Here is a 21,658-nt window from a genome sequence, read left to right as displayed (position 1 = left end):
GGGGCCATGCTGGACGACCTGCTCGAACGGATCCTGGCCGAGGACGGCGACGCCGCCGCGCGGCATGTCGGCCTCGGCATGCTGCTGGCCACCGCGCACGGCCGGAGCCGCGCTGGGATGAACGACGAGCTGCGCCCGCTCGGCATCGACGTCCGCGAGTTCACGATGCTGCTCGCCCTCGACATGTACGGGCCGTCCAGCCAGCGGCGCCTCATCGACCTGACGGGCATCGACAAGTCGACGATGGTGCGCATCATCGACGCCCTGGAACACGGTGGGCTGGTCCGGCGCGACCGGGTGCCGGAGGACAGGCGGGCGTACTCGGTCATGCTGACCGATGACGGCAGGCGCACCCTGGAGAGCGGGCGGCGCGCCGGCGCCGACGTGGGGGAGCGGCTCTTCGGCTGGCTCCGCCCGGACGAACGCGACCAGCTCGTCGGCCTGCTCCGCCGGCTCGCCGAGCACACCGCTCCCCGCTGAGCGTCTCCCCTCTGGCGCCGTGCGCCATCCCGCGCACGGCGGTCTGGTGAGGGACGCGTCAGTCGGCGGGGTGGCCCGGGGAGAGGTCGGGAAGGGTGCGGAAGGTCAGCGGGGCGGCCTCGGCGCTGCCGGTCACGTCGATCGGCGTCAGGAGGTAGCCGGTGTGGTCGCCCAGGTCGGTGCGGGCCAGGATTCGGCCCACCAGGTGGCGGGGGGCGTCGGTCAGCAAGGGGACGCCTTCCGGGCCGGGACGCCAGGCGCAGCGGGCGAACTTGTCGATCTCGTCGCCGGTCTGGGAGCCGAACAGGGTCGCCAACTCCTGCTGGGACTCGTCCAGGACGTGGACGGCCAGGTGCGTCGCCGCTTCGGCCGCCCGGTAGGTGTGGTTCACGCGGGACAGGCACACGAGGAACCGGAACGGGTCGATGCTGGTCTGCGTGGCGAAGCCGACCAGGCAGCCCGCCCGCGTACCGGTGCCGGGGTCGACGGCGGTCACCACGAACATCGGGTAGTCGAATCCGGCGACGAAGGTATCGCTGTCCACCTCGGCAGCCTAGGCGGGACGCCGGCCCGGGGCTCGTTCTGAGGAGCAGAATTTTCTATTCTTCGGCGGGCGCGGGCACGACGATTGCCGGTATGACCAGCACTCCTGCCGCGGGCTCGCCCGTGAGGCTGCGGGCCGTGGACGCGCCCGGCCAGCCGGACGTCACACCGGAGCTCGACGACCTCTACCGCGGGTTCGAGTCCGAGCTGCTCGTGCCGCTGTGGACGGAGATCGGCGATCTGATGCCGGTGCATCCGCGGTCCAAGGCCGTCCCGCACGTGTGGAAGTGGGACGCGCTGGTCCGGCTCGCCGAGCGGGCCGGGCGGCTCGTGCCGGTCGGGCGCGGCGGAGAGCGGCGGGCGATCGCGCTGGCCAATCCGGGGCTCGGCGGACGGCCGTTCGCGTCGCCGACGCTGTGGGCGGCGGTCCAGTACCTGATGCCGGGCGAAGACGCCCCCGAGCACCGCCACACGCAGCACGCCTTCCGGTTCGTGGTCGAGGGCGGCGGGGTGTGGACGGTCGTCGGCGGCGACCCGGTGCCGATGAACCGCGGCGACTTCCTGCCGCAGGCGGGCTGGAACTGGCACGCCCACCACAACGCCACCGAGCAGCCGATGGCCTGGATCGACGGGCTCGACATCCCCTTCCAGTACCTGACCGAGGCGCAGTTCTTCGAGTTCGGGCGGGACGAGCTGTCCGAGGCCGAGCACAGCACGCCCGAGCGGTCGCGCTCGGAGCGGCTGTGGGGGCATCCCGGGCTGCGTCCCGTCGGTGTCGGGCATGCGACGCCCGGCTCGCCGCTGCTCTCCTACAAGTGGGAGTACACCGACCGGGCGCTGGCCGACCAGCTCGCGCTGGAGAGGGAAGGACATGCGGGGACGGTCGAGCCCGGCCATGCCGCCGTCCGGTACAGCAACCCCGTCGACGGCACCGATGTGCTGCCGACGCTCCGCGCCGAGTTCCACCGGGTGGCGCGGGGCGCCGAGACGGCTCCGGTGCGCGAGACCGGGTCCAGCGTCTACCAGGTCTTCGACGGCTCCGGCCGGGTGACGGTCGGTGACCGGTCCTGGTCGGTGGCCCGCGGCGACCTGTTCGTCGTCCCCTCGTGGGAGCCGTTCTCGGTGCGGTCGGAGGCCGGGGCATCCGACTCCGACTCCGGCGCGCTCGACCTGTTCCGTTTCTGCGACGCGCCCGTCTTCGAGGCGCTCAAGCTCGACCGACTCGCCAAGGACTCCTGATGAAGCTCGCCACCCTCCGCACCGCCGCCGGGACCCGCGCCGTCCGGCTCGACGGCGACACGCTCGTCGACCTCGGGTTCCCCGACCTCGGCGCGCTCCTCGCCGACCCCGACTGGCGGGCCAGGGCGGCGGACGCCACCGGCACCGCGTACGAGGTCGAGGGCGCCGACTTCGCGCCCGTCGTGCCCCGTCCGTCGAAGGTGATCTGCGTCGGCCACAACTACTCCGACCACATCAAGGAGATGGGGCGGGAGCTTCCGTCGTATCCGACGCTGTTCCCGAAGTTCGCCGACAGCCTCATCGGCGCCCATGACGACATCGTCAAGCCCGCCGAGACGGACGCGCTCGACTGGGAGGTGGAGCTCGCCATCGTCATCGGCCGGGAGGTCCGCCGCGCCGGCGGCGCGCAGGCCGAGGCGGCGATCGCAGGCTTCACCGTCATGAACGACATCTCCGTCCGCGACTGGCAGTTCCGCACCATCGAATGGACGCAGGGCAAGATCTGGGACTCCTCGACTCCCGTCGGCCCCTACCTGGTCACGCCGGACGAGGTCGGCGGCGTCCGCCCGGCCCTCACGGTGCGGACGGTCGTGGACGGCCGCGAGATGCAGTCCGACGACACCGGCACGCTGCTGTTCGACCCGGTGTTCCTGGTCGAGTACGTCTCGACGATCGTCCGGCTGCGTCCCGGCGACCTGATCGCCACCGGCACGCCCGCCGGGGTCGGCCACGCCCGCGACCCGAAGGTCTACCTGACCGGCGGCGAGACGGTCGTGACCGAGATCGACGGGCTCGGCGCCTGCGCGAACCGCATCGTCGAGGACGCCTGATGGCCCGTTCGCCCGCCGACGTCCTCCGCTGGACGCGGGACGGGACGGCGCTGCTCCTCGGCGCCGTCGACCGGCTGACCGAGCCGGAGTACGACGCCCCGAGCCTGCTGCCCGGCTGGACCCGCAGGCACCTGGTCGCCCACGTCGCCGCGAACGCGGAGGCGCTCGGCAACCTGGTGCACTGGGCCGCGACCGGCGAGGCGACGCCCATGTACGCCTCGCCGGAGGAGCGGGCGGCCGGGATCGAGCGCGGCCCCCGCATGAGCGGCGCCGAGCTGGCCGCGTGGGCGCACCGCTCCGCCGCGACGCTGCGGACGTCGATGGACGAGCTGACCGAGGGGCAGTGGCGGGCCGAGGTCGTCACGGCCCAGGGCCGCACCGTGCCCGCGACCGAGGTGCCGTGGCTGCGGTCGCGGGAGGTCTTCGTCCACGCCGTCGACCTCGACCGCGGTGTCTCCTTCGGCGACCTGCCGCGCGACTTCCTGGACGCCCTCGTCGCCGACATCACCGCCAAGCGGGGGCTCGACGCGGTGCCGGCGGACGGGCCGCTGCCCGAGGTGGCCGCCTGGCTGGCCGGACGCCCGCACGCCCTCGCCGACGCCCCGCCCCTCGGCCCCTGGCTCTAAGGCGCCCGAAAGAGAAGAGACCATGACCAACCCTGATGTGATCGTCGTCGGCGGCGGGATCGGCGGGCTCGGCGCCGCCTACGCGCTGGCCCGCCGGGGCCTGGCGGTCCGGCTGCTGGAGAAGTCCGACTCCTTCGGCGAGGTCGGCGCCGGCATCCAGCTCGCGCCCAACTGCACGCGCATCCTCGACGACTACGGCCTGCTGGACGAGGCCGCGGGCCTCGGCGTCGTCCCGGACGCGATGATCATGCGCGACGCCGTCGACGGCTCGGAGCTGACCCGGCTCGACCTGCGCGACCTGGAGCGCCGCTACGGCTACCCGTACCTGGTCATCCACCGCAGCGACCTGCACGCGATGCTGCTGCGCGCGTGCCGGCGCGCCGGCGTGGACCTGGTGACGTCGCAGCAGGCGGTCGCCTACGCCAACACGCCCGACGGCGCCCGCGTGACGCTCGCCGACGGCCACACCGAGGAGGCGCAGGTCGTCATCGCGGCCGACGGGCTGCACTCGGTGGCGCGCACGCTCATGTCGGACGACGAGCCCGTCTCCTCCGCGTACGTCGCCTACCGGGGCACCGTGCCGACGTCGAGCGGACGCGCCGCCGCCGTCGACCTCAGCGAGGTCGTCGTCTACGTCGGGCCGCGCTGCCACTTCGTCCACTACGGGCTGCGCGGCGGCGAACTGCTCAACCAGGTCGCCGTCTTCGAGTCGCCCAAGGCCCGCGCCGGCGAGCAGGACTGGGGCACGCCCGACGAACTGGACGCGGCGTTCGAGCGGACCTGCGACTTCGTCCGCGAGGGGCTGCCGCACATGTGGCGCGACAAGTGGTGGCGGATGTACGACCGCGACCCCATCATGGCCTGGGTGGACGGCGGCATCGCGCTGCTCGGCGACTCCGCCCACCCGCCGCTCCAGTACATCGCCCAGGGCGCGATCATGGCGCTGGAGGACGGCTGGGTGCTCGGCGAGCACGTCGCCCGGCACCGCGCCGCCGGCGGGCCGGTCGACTGGCCCGCCGTCCTCGCCGCCTACCAGGCCGTCCGGCCCGAGCACTGCCGCCGCGTCCTCACGACCTCGCGCGCGTGGGGCGAGCTGTGGCACCTCGACGGGCTCGCCCGGCAGCAGCGCAACGCCCTGCTGCGCGACCGCGACACCTACGACTACGCGTTCGTCGACTGGCTCTACGGCCCGACCGCCCTGGACCCGTCCGACGAGCCCGAGATGTTCGAGCCGATCCCCCTCTCCACCGCAGCCGAGCCGACCCTTCATTGACCTGCGGCGTGTTGTTGTTATCGGCGCTCTCATAACAACAACACGCCGCAGGTCAACGGGTCAGGCCGGCTTGAGGGGGACGGGCAGCCGGTCGCGCAGCTCGTCGATCGTCACGCCGAAGGTCTCGCGGACGGACGCTCCGTCCGGGCCCACGTCGAAGACGGCGACGTCGGTGTAGACCCGGCCGACGCAGCCGACGCCGGTCAGCGGGTACGTGCACTCGGGCACCAGCTTCGACCGGCCCTTCTTGTCGAAGAGCGTCATCATCACGAAGACCTGCTTGGCGCCGATGGCCAGGTCCATCGCCCCGCCCACGGCCGGGATGGCGTCGGGGGCGCCGGTGCTCCAGTTGGCGAGGTCGCCGGTGGCCGACACCTGGAACGCGCCGAGCACGCACACGTCGAGATGGCCGCCGCGCATCATGGCGAACGAGTCCGCGTGGTGGAAGTACGCCGTTCCGGGAAGCTCCGTCACCGGCACCTTCCCGGCATTGGTGAGATCCGGGTCGATCCCGTCGCCCACGGCGGCGGGGCCCATGTTGAGCATGCCGTTCTCGGTGTGCAGCACGACGCCCGAGCCGTCCGGCAGATGGTCGGCGACCTTGGTCGGACGGCCGATGCCGAGGTTGACGTACGAGCCGGCCGGGATGTCGCGGGCGACGAGCGCGGCCATCTCATCGGGGTTCAGGGCCATGTCAGCGCGCTCCTTGGACGGTGTACCGCCGTGCCTCGACCCGCACGACGCGATCGACGAAGATGCCGGGCGTGACGACCGCCTCCGGGTCGATCTCCCCGGCGGGGACGACCTCGCCGACCTGCACGATCGTGGTGCCCGCGGCGGTCGCCATGACGGGGCCGAAGTTGCGGGCGGTCTTGCGGTAGACGAGGTTGCCCATCGTGTCGGCGCGGTGCGCGCCGATCAGCGCGACGTCCCCCCTGATCGGGTACTCCAGGACGTGGACGCGGCCGTCGATCGTCCGGGTCTCCTTGCCCTCGGCCAGCGGGGTGCCGACCCCGGTCGGGCAGTAGAAGGCGCCGATGCCCGCGCCCGCCGCGCGCATCCGCTCGGCGAGGTTGCCCTGCGGCACGATCTCCAGCTCGATCCTCCCCGCCCGGTACAGCTCGTCGAAGACGTAGGAGTCGCTCTGCCGGGGGAACGAGCAGACCACCTTCCGGACGCGCCCGGTCTTGAGCAGCGCGGCCAGCCCGACGTCCCCGTTGCCGGCGTTGTTGGACACGATGGTGAGGTCCTTCGCGCCCTGCCGGATCAGCCCGTCGATGAGGTCGAACGGCATGCCGGCGAAGCCGAAGCCGCCGACCAGGACGGTGCTGCCGTCCTCGATGCCCTGTACGGCCTCATCGACGCTGTCCAGAATCGCCGCGCGGCTCACGCCCCCGCCTCCGTGTTCTCCGGGGCGACGTTCTCCAGGACGACGGCCAGGCCCTGGCCGACCCCGATGCAGATCGCGGCGACGCCCCAGCGTTCGCGGCGTTCCCGCAGCACCTTCGCGAGCGTGCCGAGGACGCGGGCGCCGCTGGCTCCCAGCGGGTGGCCGAGCGCGATCGCGCCGCCCTTGGTGTTGACGATCTCCGGGTCGATGCCCCAGGCGTCCACGCAGACCAGCGACTGGACGGCGAACGCCTCGTTGAGCTCCACGGCGCCGACCTGGTCCCAGCCGATCCCGGCCCGCGCGAGGGCGCGGTTCGCCGCCTCGACGGGGGCGTAGCCGAAGTCCTGCGGGTCGAGCGCGAACGCGCCGCGCCCGGCGATGCGCGCGAGCGGGTCGAGGCCGATCCGCTCGGCGGCGGCCTCCGAGCCGAGCAGCAGCGCGGACGCGCCGTCGCTCAGCGGCGAGGCGTTGCCCGCGGTGATGGTGCCGTCCTGGCGGAAGCTCGGCTTGAGGTCGGCCAGCTTCTCCAGCGAGGTGTCGGCGCGGATGCCCTCGTCGCGCTTCAGGTCGCCGGCCGGGGCGACCAGGTCGTCGTAGAAGCCCTCGTCCCAGGCCGCCGCCGCCAGCCGGTGGGAGCGCAGGGCGAACGCGTCCTGCCGCTCCCGGCCGATGCCGTACCGCTCCTGGAGGAGCTCGTTGGCCTCGCCGAGCGAGACCGTCCACTCCTTCGGCATGCGGGGGTTCACCAGCCGCCAGCCGAGCGTGGTCGACACCGCGGTGACGTTCCCGGCCGGGAAGCCCTTGGCGGGCTTCGGCAGCACCCAGGGCGCCCGCGTCATCGACTCGACCCCGCCGGCCAGGACGATGCCGGCGTCGCCGGTCTCGATCGCCCGGGAGCCGATCATCGCCGCGTCGAGGCTGGAGCCGCACAGCCGGTTGACGGTCGTGCCCGGCACGCTCGTCGGCAGCCCGGCGAGCAGCGCGGCCATCCGGCCGACGTTGCGGTTCTCCTCGCCCGCGCCGTTCGCGTTGCCCCACACGACCTCGTCGATCGCGGCGCGGTCCAGCCGGGGAGCGCGGTCCAGCAGCGCGGTGATCACGCCGGCCGCCAGGTCGTCCGGGCGGACGCCCGCCAGCGCGCCGTTGAACCGCCCGAACGGCGTCCGGACGGCGGAGTACAGATAGGAGCTCATGCCATCGAGGCTAGTGACCTGGCTTGATACAGTGAAGTATCAATATTTACTCTGATTGAGACGCTCAGAATATGAGTCGGCTGATGGATCTGCGCCACCTGCGGTACTTCGTCGCCGTCGCCGAGGAACTCCACTTCGGCCGCGCCGCCGAGCGGCTCACCATGGCCCAGCCGCCGCTGTCGCAGGCGATCCGCAGGCTGGAGGCCGAACTCGGCGTGGAGCTGTTCCACCGCTCCACGCGCCGGGTCGACCTCACCGACGCGGGCCGCGCCTACCTGGCCCGCGCTCGGAAGATCCTCGGCGAGGTGGACGAGGCGGCGCACGAGGCCCGGCTGGTCGCGGCCGGCGCGGTCGGGCACCTCGCGATCGGCTGCGTGGGGTCGGCGACCTACAGCCTGCTGCCCGCCCTGTCGCGCGGCCTGTCCCTGGAACTGCCCGGCGTCGACTTCTCCTTCCGCGGCGAGATGCTGGTCCCCGACCAGGCCGCGGCGCTGCGGGCCGGCGAGATCGACCTGGCGCTGCTGCGGCCCCCGATCGCCGACCTCTCGCTCACCGTCCTGCCGCTGCGCCGGGACCGGCTCGTCGTCGCCGTCCCCGCCGACCATGCCGTGGCCGCCGTCCGGCGGCCGGCCGTCACCGACCTGGCGGACGCCGACCTCATCGTCCATTCCGCGGACCGGCGCTCGGTGATGTACGACGTCGTGCTCGGCCTGTTCCGCGACGCCGGCGTCGAGCCGCGGATCCGGCACGAGGTGGCGGAGACCTCCACGCTGATCACCCTCGTCGCGGGCGGGCTCGGCGTGGCCGTCGTCCCGGAGCCGGTGACGGCCCTGGCGCTCGAAGGCGTCGCCTACCGGCCGCTGGCGAGCCCGGCCGTGGACGTCGAACTGGCCATCGCCCACCGCACCGACCGCACCGAACCGCACCTCGCCCGCGCCGTCTCGGTCATCCGCCGTCTCGTCTGACTCCGTCGCCCATGCATCAGATTCATGCACGGCCATGGGGAACATGTGCTCGTCCTTCACCCGCCGTTCTGCGGTCGGCGGAACGGCTGGGGGGTGAGCGGGCCGCCGACTTACGATGTGCGCATGGCCGAGACGACCCGCCCGCTCATGCCCGCCGACGAGACGCCGCACGAGACGCCGCGCGAGGAGTCGCGCCGGGACCCGCACCAGACGCCGAACGGGACGCCGAACGGGACGCCGCGCGAGACGCCGCACGGGCCGGCCGCGGCACGCGGGCCGGCGGAGCCGCTGTGGCGGGACGCGCTCGGCGGCTGCCTGCGCCGGCTGCGCCTGGAGCGCGGCGAGATCCTGGTCGAGACCGCCCGCCGCGCCGGTGTCTCCCCGCAGTACCTCTCCGAGATGGAGCGCGGCGTCAAGGAGCCGTCGAGCGAGATGATCGCCGCGGTCGCGGGCGCCCTGGACACGACGCTCGCCGACCTGGCGCTCGCGGTCGCGACCAGCCTGCTGGCCGCGCCCGCCGGAACCGCCCCGGCGGGCCCGACCTGCCAGGCCGCGTACGCGCTGGCCGCGTAGCCCGTCCGCTGCCCGTCGCGCTGCCCGGCGCGCGGCTACACGGGCATCGGCTGCCGCTCTTCGATCACCTGGTCGATGAGGCCGTAGTCCAGCGCGCCCTGCGCGGTGAACACGCGGTCCCGGTCGGTGTCGGCGCGCAGCGTCGCCGTGTCCTGGCCGGTGTGCCGGGCGAGGATGCCCTCGATGTCCGCGCGCACGCGCACGACCTCGTCCGCCTGGAGGATGAGGTCGGGGATCGCGCCGCGCCCCTGCCCCATCGGCTGGTGCAGGACGACGCGCGTGTGCGGGAGAGCGGAACGCAGGCCCGGACTGCCCGCGGCGAGGAGCACGGCGCCGACGGCGACGGCCTGCCCCACGCACGTCGTCGCCACCCGGGCGCGGATGTAGCGCAGGGTGTCGTACACGGCGAGCATCGCGCTCGGGTCGCCGCCCTCGCAGTTGATGTAGAGCTGGATGTCGCGGTCGGGGCTGTCGGCCTCCAGGTACAGCAGCTGCGCGACGAGGGCGTTGGCGACGCCCGCGTCGATCGCGGTGCCGAGGTAGATGATCCGCTCGGTCAGCAGGTGCGAGTAGACGTCCATGATGCGTTCGCCGCGCGAGTCCCGCGCGATGACGTTCGGGATCGTGTAGGTGCTCACCGGGCGTCCCCCTCCGTGGCGACGCGGAGCCCGATGGGCCGGTGGCCCGCCGGTGCGACCTCGTCGAACGTGCTGACGATCGCGTCGACGAACCCGTACTCCAGGGCCTCGCGCGCGGTGTACCAGCGGTCGTGCAGCGAGTCCTCGAAGACCCGCTCCAGCGGCTGGCCGGTGTCCTCGCTGATGAGCCCGAGCACGGTGTCCCGGGTGTGGCGCAGGTCGCCGGCCTGCAGCTCGATGTCGACGGCGGCGCCGGCGATCCCGGCGGAGCCCTGGTGCATCAGCACGCGGGCGTGCGGCATCGCGCGGCGCTTGCCGCGGGTCCCGGACGACAGCAGGAACTGGCCCGCGCTGTAGGCGATGCCGAGCACCAGCGTGGACACGTCGCACGGGAGGATCCGCATGACGTCGCGGATGGCGAGCATCGACGGCACCGACCCGCCGGGGGAGTGGATCCACAGCGAGATGTCGGACGACGCGTCCTCCCGCGCCAGCGTGATGAGCTGCGTCGCCAGCAGCGTGCCGTTGTCGTCGTCCAGCGGGCCGTCGAGGACGAGGACGCGCTGCTGGTAGAGCTCGCGCCGCGCCCTTTCGTTGAACAATGGGATTCTCTGTTCCTCGCTCATGCCTTCACTCTGCGCCGCCGCGCGCACACGTCACAGCCGTATCCGCCTCCAGCGGATCCGCTCACAGCAGCACGCTCGGAGCGGCACGCTCGAAGCGGCACGATCAGACGGCACGGTCGGAGCGGCACGGTGAGACGGCACGGTCGGAGCGGTGGGGCCGCAAAACCGGCCGCCTCTAAAGAACACCGCTGTCCGGCGCGGACGTGAAGTCCGAGCGAAATGAAAAGGACGCTTGCCGATCATGTCGGGGTCGGAGAACCCGGTTCACCTGCCGGGATACGGCCGGGCTTGAGCAAAGGCCGTGCGCGCTGTTAGCTTCACTCGGTGGACGACACGCGTGCACAGGCGCAGGCGATCGCGGACTTCGCGGCAACTTTGCAGGAACTGCGCAGGTCGGTGGGCAATCCGCCGTTCCGGGAAATGTCCGGGCGGTCCGGGGCGATCTCGCACACCACGTTGCACGAGGCCACGAAGGGCAACCGGCTCCCGAGCTGGGGGACCACCGCCGAGTTCGTCAAGGCGTGCGGCGCCGACCCGGCCGAGTACCGCGACCGCTGGGAGCGGGCGAACCGGGTGGTCGGCTCGGCGCGGGCCGGGCGTCCGCCGGCCGTCGCCGGGACGCCCGCGGCCCGCCCGCCCGGCGGGGTCGCCCCCGCCGCGAGCACCGCGGAACGGCGGGCCATGCACATCGCCATCGACCCGCAACCGCCCCGGGAGGACGAGCCCCCGGCGTCCGAGCCACCGCCGCCTCCTCCCGACGAGCCGGCGGACGGCGGCCGCGCGGCCGCTCCCGCGCCGGGAAAGCGGTTCCGGCCGACCCGCCGGGCCGCGGTCGTGCTGGCGACGGCGGCCGTCGGCGCCGGGGCGGCCGTCCTCATCGTGGTCGCCGTGAACCGCGACTCCGCCCCCGGCGGGGACGGCCTGAAGGCGGGCGGCCGGTCGAAGCCCGCGCTGTCCCCGGCCGACTGCCCGGTGCTGGCGACCAACCCGGCGCCGGCGCCGCCGACGCACAAGGGCGACGTGGCCCTGTTCATCGCCGACATCAGCCTGCCCGACTGCACGCGCGTCGGCACCGGTCAGACCGTGACCAAGGTGTGGCGGCTCAAGAACGCCGGGAAAGTGCCGTGGAAGGGGTATTCCCTGCGCCGCCTCGACGTCCCGCAGCAGGCCGATCAATGCCAGACCATCTCCGATGTGCCGATCGATGACACGCAGCCCGGAAAGATGGTCGACATTCGGACGGAAATCACGACGCCGAGAAAACCGGGCCTGTGCTACGTGCGCTTCAAAATGGTGGACGCCTCGGGAAAGGTCGCGTTCCCCGGTAGCCGTCCGGTCAATTTCCAGATCATCATCGAGGGACGATAGGCGTTCCCCGCCGCGGCGGGGCGCGGCGGGGAACGGGGAGCGGATCGTCCGCGGAATCAGGAGAGCGCGATTCCGCTGTAGTAGGCCTTGAGGATTCTGGAGTGGTTCCAGCCCGCGTTGGCCTTGTCACGGGAGCCGTACTGCGACATCCAGTCCCCGGTGACCCATCCGCCGCACGCCGTCGTCGTGGAGCAGTAGTGGGCCTGCAGGATCTTCCCGCCGCGGGTCATCCGGGTGCTCCACGTCGCGTCCACCGCGGAGTTCGTCGACGCCTTCGCCGAGCCGGGCTTGTACACCTGGCTGGACGTGGTGTCGTACACGTCGAAGCACCGGCCGTCCGACGTCTTGCGCGTCGAGTGCAGCGCCCAGTACCAGCCGTAGCTCTTGACCGCCATCGCCCCGGCCCGGAGCGATTCCTGCGGCCAGCTCGACACCCACTCGTTGGGCAGGACGTTCTTGACGTAGGTCTTGAACGCCACCCGGTCCACGCGGTCGAGCGAGACCCGGTACACCAGGATGGTCGTGGGCAGTTTGCCGTCCGTGCCGTCGGTCTTGCACCCGGTCGGCGGCGTGGTGGAGCTCAGGAACTTGTGCGAGGCGTTCTGGTTCTTCAGGCTGGAGTTCAGGTTGCCCTTGGCGCCGGCCTTGAAGTCCTGGTACGTCCCGCCGTAGTTGCTGTTGTAGTACACCCGGACGGTCTTGCCGCTGCGATTCCAGACGGAGGCCGCCTGGTTCTTGATGCACTGCCCCTTGCCGTTGCCCGGCCCCTTGAAGTCGTAGCACGAGGGCTGGGTGGTGCCGTAGTCGGCGACCGATCCGGTGAAGTCCGAGACCGATCCCGCGTTGTTGCTGTTGAAGTAGTAGCAGAACTCGCCGCTCTGGCACACGCCGTCGCGGCTCGCCGCCGATGCGGGCGCCGCCGGGACGAGGACCGCCCCGCCGATCGCCAGTGCGGCCCCCGCCGCGCTGAGCCGCGGGATCAGCCGTGCTCTTCGTGTCGACACAGTTGACTCTCTCCTCTGGTGAGGCCGCTGCCCGCTAGCGGACGTTGTAGCCCTGGGAGTGCCAGAACGAGGTCGGGTTCGGGTTGTTCAGGACCGGGTCGTTGACGCTCTTGGACGCGTGCGTCTGCTTTCCGGGCCGCATCTCGACGTGGGTGTGGGCGGCGGAGCTGGACGACACCCCGTGCCACGACTCGTCCGCGATGACCTGGCCGCGGCTGATCGACTGGCCGACGCTCAGCGAGGAGCGCGGCGCGGAGTGCAGGTAGATCACCGTCTTGTTGGCCGACGAGTTGTAGATGGCGATCGTGGAGAGCCCGGAGCTGCCGGTGGCCCCGCGCGCGATGTAGGTGATCTTGCCGCTGACGAGCGCGTGCACGTCGGAGCCGACGCTGCGGGCGATGTCGATGCCCTCGTGGCGTCCGGGGGTGCTGGTGTAGCCGTCGAAGCCGCAGGTGATCCGGCCGCCGCTCGCCTTGTACAGCGCGTACGACATGTTCGTGCGCGACGGCGGCGAGAACTGGTGGGAGGCGTTCTGGTTCTTCAGGCTGGAGTTCAGGTTGCCCTTGGCGCCGGCCTTGAAGTCCTGGTAGGTGCCGCCGTAGTTGCTGTTGTAGTAGACGCGGACGGTCTTGCTGCTGCGGTTCCAGACCGAGGCGGCCTCGTTCTTGATGCAGAGCCCCTTGCCGTTGCCCGGTCCCTTGAAGTCGTAGCAGGACGGCTGGGTGGTGCCGTAGTCGGCGACCGATCCGGTGAAGTCGGAGACCGATCCGGCGTTGTTGCTGTTGTAGTAGTAGCAGAACTCGCCGCTCTCGCAGACGCCGTTGCGCGCCGCGGCCGAGGCGGGCGCCGCGAGCGCGGCGGCCGTGCCGCCGACCGCCGCCGCGGCGGTCGCCAGCGTGAGGATCTTGCTCAGCGTGCTCATAACCGTTCCCTTTCCTTTCGCCTGCTGTTCGCGTTGCGGGAATTACCGAAGGTCAACTGCGCTGGTACTCCTCCCAGGTACGGATGGCGACCCGCGGACCGTCGTCCGGGCCGCGGTTCGCCAGCCCGTTCAGGCCGAGGTAGTAGTCACCGGTCTGGTGCTGGGCCTGGCTGGAGAGGTCGGTGTCGCTGATGGCGGCGGCGTGGATGTGCCACGGCCAGTCGCCTTGGGCCGGGCTGCGCACCCAGGCCGCGAAGCCGACGCGCCGCAGCGCGCGGGCGACCGAGGTGCGGGTGGCGGCGCTCATCCCCTTCACCGAGATGTCGACGACGCCGCCGCCGTCGTGGGTGCCCGCGGACGTGGGGTCGCCGCCGGGGTTGTAGGACCCCTGCTCCAGCACGAGCTTGCGGCCGAGCAGCCGCTCGGCCTCGGTGAGCATGCTCTGCGTGCGGGTGTTGATGACGACGCCGCCGGTGGACACCCGGGCGCCCGGCCCGATGGCGTGCGTGACGGTGAACCGGCCGGCGCCGAGCTTGGTGAGCGACGTCTTGCCCGGCAGGCCGTTGGCGTCGAGGCCGGTGTAGCCGAGCGACTTCTGGTACTTGGCGTAGGCGGCGATCGTGGTGGTGCCGAAGTAGCCGTCCACCCACTGGTCGTCCAGCAGGTTCCGGTCGCGCAGCGCCCGCTCGACGAGGAGGACGCTCGCCTTGGCGCCCGGGGTCAGCGTGTCGTCGGCCCGCCGCGGGTCGATCTGGGCCGCCTTGACGGTGGCCTCCATGTTCACGCTCGGGACGGCGGCCCGCGCCGCCGGCGTCCCCGGCGCGCCGGCCAGCGGGGCGAGCAGTGCGGCCGTCGCGAGGGCGGCGGCGATTGAGGGCAACTTCATCGTGGTCTCCTGGTGGCGGGACGAAGCTCGCGGCGGAGACCAACGTCACGGATCGTCCCGGTGTCCACAAGAAGATCCGTGTTGTCAGCTTGTCCGGCGCGCACTCCCGAACAGCCCGAACGCACGATCTGACAGCCCTCGGCCGGGCCGGGGACGGCGCGCCCCCCCGGCCCGGCCGGGCCGCTACTTGCAGATGGCGGTGTCGACCAGGGCGCTGACCTTCAGCGTCTTCTCCATGGCGTCCTTGGTCATGGCCTCCACCGAGTCCTGCTTCGCGATGACCGCGCCCGGCAGGGCGTTGACGGCCACGGTGACCTCGCGGCCGTCGGCGGTGACGCCGCCGCGGGTCTCGTAGCCGTGGATGTCGCCGCCGTGGCCCCACAGCTCGCCGCAGGACAGGGTGATCTTGTCGAGGCCGAGCCCGAAGACGGTGCCCGGCTCCTCGTCCGGCGACTCGATGGTCTTCCGCATCTCCGTCAGCTGCGCGGCCGGCACCAGCCTGCCGCCGACCAGCGCGGCGAAGAAGCGGTTGAGGTCGCGCGGGGTGGAGACCACCATGCCGGCGGCGCCGGAGATGGACGGGTCCATCTCGGTGGCGTTCTTCAGCTGCCCGCCGGGCGGCGCGATGTAGCCCTCCATGCGCGGCTTCCGGACGCCGGTGTCGCCGGGCTCGGGCCAGTACGTCTGCTTCAAGCCGATCCGGTCGATGACCCGCTCGGTGACGGCCTCGCCCACCGGCTTGCCGGTGACCTTCGTGACGAGCATCCCCGCGATGATGTAGTTCGTGTTGCTGTACTGCCGGCGCTTCCCGACGGGGAACGCGGCCTTGTTCCCCAGCGCGGGCTTGAGCAGTTCCTCCGCCGTGTAGGTCCGGGTCGGGACCTTGGACGTGTCGGAGTCCATGAACTCGGTGTAGTCGGGGATGCCGCTGGTGTGCCCGAGCACGTTCCGGACGGTGATGTTCGCGCCGGAGTAGTCCGGCCCCTTGACGACGCCCGGCAGGTAGGTGGCGATGGGCTCGTCGAGCTTCACCTTGCCCTCGCCGACGAGTTGGAGCACGGTCGCGGCGACGAACGTCTTGGTGTTGCTGCCGATGCGGATGTAGCCGTTCTTCGGGGGAGCGTCGCCGGTCTCCCGGTTCCCGATCCCGGCCGCGTAGTCGCGGGTCTCGCCGTCCTTGCCCTTGACGGAGACCAGCACGCCGGGGAACCCGGCCTGCACCAGCTCCCGCATCGCCTTCTGCAGGGCGATCTCGTTCTTGGCCGTGCCGATCTCGGCCTCGGCGTCGGCCGCCGTGCCGGTGCTGCAGCCCGCGAGGGCGCCCGCGGCGAGGGCGCCGGCCACCGCCACCGCCAGCGGCCTCCCACGGCGCCTGGACGCGGCGGTCGGGCGACCGGCGGGCACGAACGTATCGGACATCATCACTCCTAAAACCACCTGGACGGTGGAGCGGGGGTTCTCCTGGACACCGGGCGCGCCGCCTCTCGGGACGGCGCACCCGGGCTCTGCGGTGCGGGGTGGGCGAGGGGGTGCGGTGCGCTACTCGCGGATGCCCATGCCCTCGACGGGCGGCGTGCGCAGGAGCCGTCCGATCGGGACGGTCGTGGACACCAGCGCCAGCGCCACCGTGCCGCCGAGGATGACGACCCAGCCGAGCGCCGGGACGTACGGGACGGGCTGCCCCGCCACCGCGTTCACGATCGACGACAGCGTGACCGCCGCGATCGCGACGCCGATCGTGAGCGCCACGCCCAGCAGCGCGGCCTGCTCGGCGTTCGCCATCCGCTTCGCCTGGCGGCGGGTCACCCCGACCAGGCGCAGCAGCGACAGCTCCCGGGACCGGGCCAGCGCGGCCATGATCAGCGTGTTGGCCGCCGCGAGCACCGCGTACCCGATCAGCACGGCGACCAGCAGCTTGTTGAGCCAGGAGCTGATCGCCAGGTCCTTCGCCAGCCCGGCGGTGAACTCGCCGGTACCGGTCACGGTGCTCGCGGGGTACGCCTGCGCGAGCTTCGCCAGGGCAGGCCCGACGTCGGCGCCGGGCTCGCTGCGGACCAGCACGTGGTCGTCCAGACCGGTCACGGTGTGGCCCGCGAGGGTACGGCTGTTCAGCGTGACGTCCCCGAAACCGAAGCCGCGGTCGTAGATCGCGACGACCTTCAGCTTGACCGGGGTGCCGTCGCCGAGCCACATCTCGGCCGTCCCGCCGACCTTCCACTTCGCGCTGTCCGCCTGCGACCTCGACACCGCCACGGTGTTGTCGCCCGCCAGGTCCTCCAGCTTCCCGGCCGTCACCTTCAGATCCATGGTCCGGCTCGCGCCCTGGGGGTCGATGCCCTGCCCGACCACCGCCATCGCCTCGCCCATCATCGGAACGAGCACCGAGGTGCGGCGCACCCCGGTCGCCGCGACCACGCCGGGGATCCGGCGGGCCTCCTCGGCCGCCGCCGCGGGCAGTCCGGCGCCGCCGACCAGGGCGTGCTGGGCGATCGTGCCGTCCTCGCTCTGGACGACCGCCTGGCGCTGCAGGTTGTCCTGCAGGAACCAGATCGTCCCGCCGAACCCGACGGACAGCACCAGCGCCGTCAGCACGGCGACCATGCCGCGCGCGTTCGCCCGCAGGTTCGCGGCGGCCAGGTAGCCGCTGCTGCCGAACACGGTGCGCAGGACGGGGGCGAGCGCCACCGCCGCGGCCCGGTTGATCCACGGCGCGAGCAGCGCGATCGCCAGCACGAACGTGTACAGCATGCCCATGGCGGCGCCCAGGGCGGTCTGGCCGCGCGCACCGCCGGTCACGATGATCAGGACGAACGCGGCACCGAGCGTGATCAGCCCGGACACGACCCGGACCCGTCCGCCCAGCGTCGCCTCGACGGCCGCCTCGCCGAGCGCCTCGGTCGGCCGGATGCGGGTGGTGCGCCGGGCGGCGATCCACGCCGACAGCAGCGCGACCGCGGCCACCGCCACGACCACCACCGGCACGGCGAGGAGCCCGGCGCTCAGGGTGAAGGTCTCCGGGACGAAGCCGCGGTCCACCAGCTCGGACCTGATCCAGCGGACGGCGAGCAGCCCGAGCGGGACGCCGGCGACGGCGGCGAGCAGGCCGAGCATGCCGACCTCGCCGAGGATCAGCGTCCGCACCTGGCCCGGGGTCGCCGCGATCGCGCGCAGCAGGGCGAAGTCGCGGCGGCGGTGCCGGACCGACAGGCCGACCGTCGCGGCGACCACGAAACCGATGATCAGCGCGGCGTAGCCGCCGAACGCGGCGCCCGCCTCCAGCACGAAGCCCTTGGCGGCGATCTCCTCCGGCCGTTCGGCGAGCCCCCGCTCGTCGCCGGCGTAGGCGTTGGCGCCGGCGGCCTCCGCGATGCGCCGCACCGCCGCGGCGACGGCGTCCTCGTCGGCGCCCTTCTTCGCGATCACGCCGATCGCGTCGACGCGGCCGGGGCGCGGGTACAGCCGGGCCGCCTCGCCGTCGGTGAAGAACAGCGCGGCCTGCGGCCCCGGCTCGCCGGGCGCCTTCACGACGCCGCTCACCCGGACCTGGCGGACCGTCCCGCCGGTCAGGATCGCGGTGGTGCCGCCCGGACGGAGCTTGCCGGCGGCGGCGAGCCGCTCGTCGACGGCGACCTCGCCCTCGGTCCGCGGCGCGGTGCCGGAGACCACCCTGTAGGGGGTGAGGGCGGCGCTCGCCCAGCCGTGGCCCGCGACCGGCACCTTCGGCGCGGCCGCCGCCGCGACCGCGATCGTCCGGTCCGGGACCGCGCTCGCCACGCCGCGCACCGCCGCGACCTCGCCGACCAGCGACTCGGGCACGGTGCCGGGCTCCGGCAGCGCCACCGTGCTGGTCTCGCGCTCCCCGAAGCGCTCCGGTCCCTGGACCGTGAGCTCGTGCTCGGCGATGACGGCGGACGCCGCGCCGTAGCGCTGCGGCTCCCCCTTGTAGCGCAGCCCCGATTCGGCGAGCACCCCGCACACCGTGAGGACCAGGACCCCGGCGGCGAGCGCGAGGAAGGTCGCGACGAAGGTGCCCTTGCGGTGCCGCAGCATCTGTGCGGCGAGTCCGAGCACCGCTCAGCCCTCCCGCGTCGCGGGGGTCTGCGGCCACGGCTGCCGCTGCTGGGCCGGCTGCCCCTGGGCCGCCGGCTGCGGCGGGCGGCGGTCGAGCATCGCGAGCTGCTCGGCGATCCGCTGCACGCCCGGCTGCGGCATGTCCCGCACGATCCGGCCGTCGGCGAGCACCATGACCCGGTTGGCATAGGACGCGGCGACCGGGTCGTGCGTCACCATGATCACGGTCTGCCCGGCCTGGTCGACCACCGCGCGCAGCAGCGCCAGCACCTCGGCCGCGGTCCGGGTGTCCAGCGCCCCGGTCGGCTCGTCGCAGAAGATCACCTCGGGCCGGGTCGCGAGCGCGCGGGCGATCGCCACCCGCTGCTGCTGGCCGCCGGACAGCTCCGACGGGCGGTGCGCGAGCCGGTGGCCGAGCCCGACCCGTCCGATCACCTCGGCGAGCCACGCCGGGTCGGGACGCCGGCCGGACAGCCGCGACGGCAGCAGGATGTTCTGCTCCACGGTGAGCGCGCCCACCAGGTTGAACGCCTGGAAGATGAAGCCGATCCGGTCGCGGCGCAGCTCGGTCAGCCGCTTCTCCGACAGCGTCGACAGGTCGGTGTCGCCGACCACGACGCGTCCGGAGGTGGGACGGTCCAGGCCCGCCGCGCAGTGCAGCAGCGTGCTCTTGCCGGAACCGGACGGTCCCATCACGGCCGTCATCGTCCCCCGGGCGAACCGGACGTCGACCTCGGCCAGCGCCGCGACCGGCTGTTCACCTCCGTACGTCTTGGTCACACGTTCGACGCGGACGGCGTCGGGGGGCAGGGGGACTGACATCGCGGGTTACCTTCCAGGGAGCCTGAGTACAACGGCTCACGACGCTAGGAAGATCGCTCCGCCCGGACAATGCAGCCAGATGCCCAATGGAGGTAGTGCAGGCTGTACCACTGTCCGCGAGTTCGGCTGTCACGGAGTGATCAACTGCCCTAGGGTCTTTCGGGGATCTGGCAGTGAACAACGTGACATCGAGCGCCCGCAGGCGGGTCCTGCGGACCATCGTCCTCCGCCGCGGACGGGTGGTCCTGGACGCGCTCGAACACCTCGTCGGCGGCCTCGGCACCGCCATCCCCGCGTTCGTCGTCCTGGTATGGCTGCTGCTGGTCGCGGTGCTGTGCGCGGTCGGCCTCGGCTTCCTGCTGGCGCCCGCCCTGCCCCGGCTCGTCCGGGCCCCGGCCGAACGGGAGCGCGCCCGGCTGTCCCGCTGGGGCCCGGAGATCATCGCGATGGGCGCGGCGCCGGCCGGGGTCCGCGCTGCCCTCGCCGACCCGGTCGTCCGGCGCGAACTGCGCTGGCTGCTGGTGCACGGCACGCTCGGCCTGGCCGTCGGCGTGTCCGGGGCGACGCTGGCGGTGCAGGCCGTCCAGGACATCACCTACCCGCTGTGGTGGCGGATGCTGCCCCGCGACAACGCCAGCCCGAACCTCGTGTTCTGGCACGTCCACAGCGACCTCGACGCGCTCGCGGTCGCGTGCTTCGGCCTGGTCCTGGCCGCCGTCTTCGTCCTCATCGCGCCCGGCCTCGCCCGGGTGCAGGCGCTGCCGGGCCGGCGGCTGCTCGCGCCGCCGCCCGACGCCGACCTGTCCCTGCAGGTGGCGCGGCTGTCGGCGACCCGCGCGGCCGCGCTGGACGCGCACGCGACGGAGCTGCGCCGCATCGAGCGCTCGCTGCACGACGGGACGCAGAACCGGCTCGTCGCCGTCACCGTCCTGCTCGGCGCGACCCGCCGCGCGCTGGCCCGCGACCCCGCCGCCGCCGCGCCGATGCTGGAGCAGGCGCAGGACGCGGCCGAGACCGCGCTCGCCGAACTCCGCACGGTGGTGCGCGGCATCCTGCCGCCCGTCCTCGCCGACCGGGGGCTGGCCGCCGCGCTCGCCGGGCTCGCCGCCGACTGCGGCGTCCCGTGCCGCACCGACATCGACATCCCCGGACGCTGCGCCGCCTCCGTCGAGGCCACCGCCTACTTCGTGACGGCCGAGGCGCTCACCAACGTCTCCCGGCACAGCGGCGCCCGCAGCGCGTCCCTCGCCGTCCGGCTGCGCGGCGGGCTGCTGTCGCTGCGGATCGAGGACGACGGCGTCGGCGGCGCCGCGGCCGGCCGCGGCTCGGGGCTGGCCGGCATCCGGGGCCGGATCGAGGCGCACGACGGCCGCCTCGCCGTGACCAGCCCGCCCGGCGGGCCGACCGTGCTGGAGATGGAGCTGCCTTGCGGATCGTGATCGCCGACGACGACTTCCTGCTGCGCGAGGGCGTGGCGATGCTGCTGCGCGCCGAGTCGCTGGACGTGGTCGCGACCGCCGACTCCCCGGAGACCTTCCTCGCGGCCGTGGACGAGCACGAACCGGACGCCGCCATCGTCGACGTCCGGATGCCGCCCACGCACACCGACGAGGGCATCCGGGCCGCGGCCGAGGCCCGGCGCCGCCGTCCCGGCCTGCCCGTGCTCGTCCTGTCGGCGCACGTCGAGCAGGCGTTCGCCACCGAGCTGCTCGCCGGCGGCAGCGGCCGGCTCGGCTACCTGCTGAAGGAGCGGGTCGGCCGCGTCGAGCAGTTCCTGGACGCCCTGCACCGGGTGGTCGGGGGCGGCACGGCCATCGACCCGGACGTCGTCGCGCGGATGCTCACCCGGTCCCGTCCCGACCCCGGGCTGGAGCGGCTGACCGCACGGGAGCGCGACGTCCTGGCCCTGATGGCGGAGGGGCACGGGAACGCCTCGATCGCCGAGCGGCTCTTCGTCACCGAGGGCGCCGTGCACAAGCACATCCGGAGCATCTTCGCCAAGCTCGACCTGGCGCCCGCCGACCGCGCCGACCGCCGGGTCGCCGCCGTCCTCCGCTACCTGCAGAGCACCGGCGCCCGCGGCTAGGGCCTGTTTCGAAGTGAGATGAGTGGCGGCGTGTCGTGCGCCGGACGCGGTGAGGTCTCCGGTAGAGCGTTCATCGACCAAGAAGAACAACACCGGAGACCTCGTGGCCACCCTAGCGGTGAC

Annotated in this window: 22 protein-coding genes; 10 read left to right on the top strand and 12 right to left on the bottom strand. The window is 72.9% G+C overall.

Annotated elements, in window-relative coordinates; all coding sequences use genetic code 11:
- Nucleotides 1–6 precede the first annotated feature (6 nt).
- A complete protein-coding gene (locus ABFX46_RS28805; RefSeq protein WP_346046920.1) occupies nt 7–480 on the top strand; it encodes a MarR family winged helix-turn-helix transcriptional regulator in 474 nt (157 codons plus the stop codon).
- A 58-nt stretch (nt 481–538) separates the two neighbouring features.
- Here the strand turns inward: ABFX46_RS28805 and ABFX46_RS28800 are convergent, their stop codons facing one another.
- Nucleotides 539–1,024 (bottom strand): flavin reductase family protein, encoded by a 486-nt coding sequence (locus ABFX46_RS28800; protein ID WP_346046919.1) that lies wholly within the window; start codon nt 1,022–1,024, stop codon nt 539–541.
- 92 nt (nt 1,025–1,116) lie between these two features.
- Between ABFX46_RS28800 and ABFX46_RS28795 the strand changes: the two genes are divergently transcribed.
- The 4 genes from ABFX46_RS28795 to ABFX46_RS28780 are packed head-to-tail and all read left to right on the top strand — an operon-like array spanning nt 1,117 to nt 4,991.
- Complete coding sequence (locus tag ABFX46_RS28795; RefSeq protein ID WP_346046917.1) at nt 1,117–2,262, top strand: cupin domain-containing protein; 1,146 nt, start codon at nt 1,117–1,119, stop codon at nt 2,260–2,262.
- Nucleotides 2,262–3,092, top strand: coding sequence for a fumarylacetoacetate hydrolase family protein (locus ABFX46_RS28790; RefSeq protein WP_346046915.1), 831 nt, complete (start codon nt 2,262–2,264; stop codon nt 3,090–3,092). Before ABFX46_RS28795 ends, ABFX46_RS28790 begins: the two co-directional genes overlap by 1 nt.
- Nucleotides 3,092–3,718: a maleylpyruvate isomerase family mycothiol-dependent enzyme gene (locus ABFX46_RS28785; protein ID WP_346046913.1), complete on the top strand. Its 627-nt coding sequence runs from the start codon at nt 3,092–3,094 to the stop codon at nt 3,716–3,718. Before ABFX46_RS28790 ends, ABFX46_RS28785 begins: the two co-directional genes overlap by 1 nt.
- 22 nt (nt 3,719–3,740) lie before the next feature.
- Nucleotides 3,741–4,991, top strand: a complete 1,251-nt coding sequence (locus ABFX46_RS28780; protein ID WP_346046911.1) for an FAD-dependent oxidoreductase — start codon at nt 3,741–3,743, stop codon at nt 4,989–4,991.
- 60 nt (nt 4,992–5,051) lie between these two features.
- Here ABFX46_RS28780 and ABFX46_RS28775 read toward each other — a convergent pair whose 3' ends face one another.
- The 3 genes from ABFX46_RS28775 to ABFX46_RS28765 are packed head-to-tail and all read right to left on the bottom strand — an operon-like array spanning nt 5,052 to nt 7,574.
- Nucleotides 5,052–5,684, bottom strand: a complete 633-nt coding sequence (locus ABFX46_RS28775; protein ID WP_346046910.1) for a 3-oxoacid CoA-transferase subunit B — start codon at nt 5,682–5,684, stop codon at nt 5,052–5,054.
- Nucleotide 5,685: 1 nt separating this feature from the next.
- The gene (locus ABFX46_RS28770) at nt 5,686–6,381 is read right to left on the bottom strand and encodes a 3-oxoacid CoA-transferase subunit A (RefSeq protein WP_346046908.1); all 696 of its coding nucleotides are present in this window, start codon (nt 6,379–6,381) and stop codon (nt 5,686–5,688) included.
- Nucleotides 6,378–7,574, bottom strand: a complete 1,197-nt coding sequence (locus tag ABFX46_RS28765) for a thiolase family protein (protein WP_346046906.1) — start codon at nt 7,572–7,574, stop codon at nt 6,378–6,380. Before ABFX46_RS28765 ends, ABFX46_RS28770 begins: the two co-directional genes overlap by 4 nt.
- An 83-nt stretch (nt 7,575–7,657) precedes the next feature.
- On the opposite strand from ABFX46_RS28765, the gene ABFX46_RS28760 reads away from it, so the two are divergent.
- Both ABFX46_RS28760 and ABFX46_RS28755 read left to right on the top strand, forming a co-directional pair.
- Nucleotides 7,658–8,539 carry a LysR family transcriptional regulator gene (locus tag ABFX46_RS28760; protein ID WP_346046904.1) on the top strand — a complete coding sequence of 294 codons (882 nt, stop codon included), beginning with the start codon at nt 7,658–7,660 and terminating at the stop codon, nt 8,537–8,539.
- Nucleotides 8,540–8,662: 123 nt separating this feature from the next.
- A complete protein-coding gene (locus ABFX46_RS28755; RefSeq protein ID WP_346046902.1) occupies nt 8,663–9,112 on the top strand; it encodes a helix-turn-helix domain-containing protein in 450 nt (149 codons plus the stop codon).
- 35 nt (nt 9,113–9,147) lie between these two features.
- Here ABFX46_RS28755 and ABFX46_RS28750 read toward each other — a convergent pair whose 3' ends face one another.
- Together ABFX46_RS28750 and ABFX46_RS28745 are read right to left on the bottom strand one after the other, a co-directional pair.
- Nucleotides 9,148–9,750, bottom strand: a complete 603-nt coding sequence (locus ABFX46_RS28750) for a ClpP family protease (RefSeq protein ID WP_346046900.1) — start codon at nt 9,748–9,750, stop codon at nt 9,148–9,150.
- Entirely contained in the window at nt 9,747–10,376 is a 630-nt protein-coding gene (locus ABFX46_RS28745; protein ID WP_163053743.1) for a ClpP family protease, read from the bottom strand. Before ABFX46_RS28745 ends, ABFX46_RS28750 begins: the two co-directional genes overlap by 4 nt.
- A gap of 324 nt (nt 10,377–10,700) precedes the next feature.
- On the opposite strand from ABFX46_RS28745, the gene ABFX46_RS28740 reads away from it, so the two are divergent.
- The gene (locus tag ABFX46_RS28740; protein WP_346046897.1) at nt 10,701–11,744 is read left to right on the top strand and encodes an NBR1-Ig-like domain-containing protein; all 1,044 of its coding nucleotides are present in this window, start codon (nt 10,701–10,703) and stop codon (nt 11,742–11,744) included.
- A 56-nt stretch (nt 11,745–11,800) separates the two neighbouring features.
- Here the strand turns inward: ABFX46_RS28740 and ABFX46_RS28735 are convergent, their stop codons facing one another.
- The 6 genes from ABFX46_RS28735 to ABFX46_RS28710 all read right to left on the bottom strand — a co-directional run bounded on the left by ABFX46_RS28735 (nt 11,801) and on the right by ABFX46_RS28710 (nt 19,449).
- Nucleotides 11,801–12,748, bottom strand: a complete 948-nt coding sequence (locus tag ABFX46_RS28735; RefSeq protein ID WP_346046895.1) for a peptidase inhibitor family I36 protein — start codon at nt 12,746–12,748, stop codon at nt 11,801–11,803.
- Between the two features lie 34 nt (nt 12,749–12,782).
- Nucleotides 12,783–13,670: a peptidase inhibitor family I36 protein gene (locus ABFX46_RS28730; RefSeq protein WP_346046893.1), complete on the bottom strand. Its 888-nt coding sequence runs from the start codon at nt 13,668–13,670 to the stop codon at nt 12,783–12,785.
- A 52-nt stretch (nt 13,671–13,722) separates the two neighbouring features.
- Nucleotides 13,723–14,556 (bottom strand): peptidoglycan-binding domain-containing protein, encoded by an 834-nt coding sequence (locus tag ABFX46_RS28725; protein WP_346046891.1) that lies wholly within the window; start codon nt 14,554–14,556, stop codon nt 13,723–13,725.
- Nucleotides 14,557–14,739: 183 nt separating this feature from the next.
- A complete protein-coding gene (locus tag ABFX46_RS28720; RefSeq protein WP_346046889.1) occupies nt 14,740–15,978 on the bottom strand; it encodes a serine hydrolase domain-containing protein in 1,239 nt (412 codons plus the stop codon).
- A 117-nt stretch (nt 15,979–16,095) separates the two neighbouring features.
- Nucleotides 16,096–18,627, bottom strand: a complete 2,532-nt coding sequence (locus tag ABFX46_RS28715; protein ID WP_346046888.1) for an ABC transporter permease — start codon at nt 18,625–18,627, stop codon at nt 16,096–16,098.
- Between the two features lie 3 nt (nt 18,628–18,630).
- Complete coding sequence (locus ABFX46_RS28710) at nt 18,631–19,449, bottom strand: ABC transporter ATP-binding protein (protein ID WP_346046886.1); 819 nt, start codon at nt 19,447–19,449, stop codon at nt 18,631–18,633.
- A 173-nt stretch (nt 19,450–19,622) separates the two neighbouring features.
- Between ABFX46_RS28710 and ABFX46_RS28705 the strand changes: the two genes are divergently transcribed.
- Together ABFX46_RS28705 and ABFX46_RS28700 are read left to right on the top strand one after the other, a co-directional pair.
- Nucleotides 19,623–20,888, top strand: a complete 1,266-nt coding sequence (locus ABFX46_RS28705) for a sensor histidine kinase (protein WP_346046884.1) — start codon at nt 19,623–19,625, stop codon at nt 20,886–20,888.
- Nucleotides 20,876–21,535 (top strand): response regulator transcription factor, encoded by a 660-nt coding sequence (locus tag ABFX46_RS28700; protein ID WP_346046882.1) that lies wholly within the window; start codon nt 20,876–20,878, stop codon nt 21,533–21,535. Before ABFX46_RS28705 ends, ABFX46_RS28700 begins: the two co-directional genes overlap by 13 nt.
- The last annotated feature ends 123 nt before the right edge of the window (nt 21,536–21,658 follow it).

The sequence above is a fragment of the Actinomadura chokoriensis genome, assembly GCF_039529475.1.
In the GTDB taxonomy this organism is placed as follows: domain Bacteria; phylum Actinomycetota; class Actinomycetes; order Streptosporangiales; family Streptosporangiaceae; genus Spirillospora; species Spirillospora bangladeshensis.
This window is presented reverse-complemented; position numbering and strand designations above follow the sequence as displayed.

Coding starts and splice junctions, on each gene's coding strand:
- ABFX46_RS28720 (WP_346046889.1), bottom strand. CDS start 15,978: ATGATGTCCGATACGTTCGTGCCCGCCGGTCGCCCGACCGCCGCGTCC.
- ABFX46_RS28745 (WP_163053743.1), bottom strand. CDS start 10,376: ATGAGCGAGGAACAGAGAATCCCATTGTTCAACGAAAGGGCGCGGCGC.
- ABFX46_RS28760 (WP_346046904.1), top strand. CDS start 7,658: ATGGATCTGCGCCACCTGCGGTACTTCGTCGCCGTCGCCGAGGAACTC.
- ABFX46_RS28805 (WP_346046920.1), top strand. CDS start 7: ATGCTGGACGACCTGCTCGAACGGATCCTGGCCGAGGACGGCGACGCC.
- ABFX46_RS28790 (WP_346046915.1), top strand. CDS start 2,262: ATGAAGCTCGCCACCCTCCGCACCGCCGCCGGGACCCGCGCCGTCCGG.
- ABFX46_RS28765 (WP_346046906.1), bottom strand. CDS start 7,574: ATGAGCTCCTATCTGTACTCCGCCGTCCGGACGCCGTTCGGGCGGTTC.
- ABFX46_RS28730 (WP_346046893.1), bottom strand. CDS start 13,670: ATGAGCACGCTGAGCAAGATCCTCACGCTGGCGACCGCCGCGGCGGCG.
- ABFX46_RS28710 (WP_346046886.1), bottom strand. CDS start 19,449: ATGTCAGTCCCCCTGCCCCCCGACGCCGTCCGCGTCGAACGTGTGACC.
- ABFX46_RS28775 (WP_346046910.1), bottom strand. CDS start 5,684: ATGGCCCTGAACCCCGATGAGATGGCCGCGCTCGTCGCCCGCGACATC.
- ABFX46_RS28755 (WP_346046902.1), top strand. CDS start 8,663: ATGGCCGAGACGACCCGCCCGCTCATGCCCGCCGACGAGACGCCGCAC.
- ABFX46_RS28785 (WP_346046913.1), top strand. CDS start 3,092: ATGGCCCGTTCGCCCGCCGACGTCCTCCGCTGGACGCGGGACGGGACG.
- ABFX46_RS28780 (WP_346046911.1), top strand. CDS start 3,741: ATGACCAACCCTGATGTGATCGTCGTCGGCGGCGGGATCGGCGGGCTC.
- ABFX46_RS28725 (WP_346046891.1), bottom strand. CDS start 14,556: ATGAAGTTGCCCTCAATCGCCGCCGCCCTCGCGACGGCCGCACTGCTC.
- ABFX46_RS28795 (WP_346046917.1), top strand. CDS start 1,117: ATGACCAGCACTCCTGCCGCGGGCTCGCCCGTGAGGCTGCGGGCCGTG.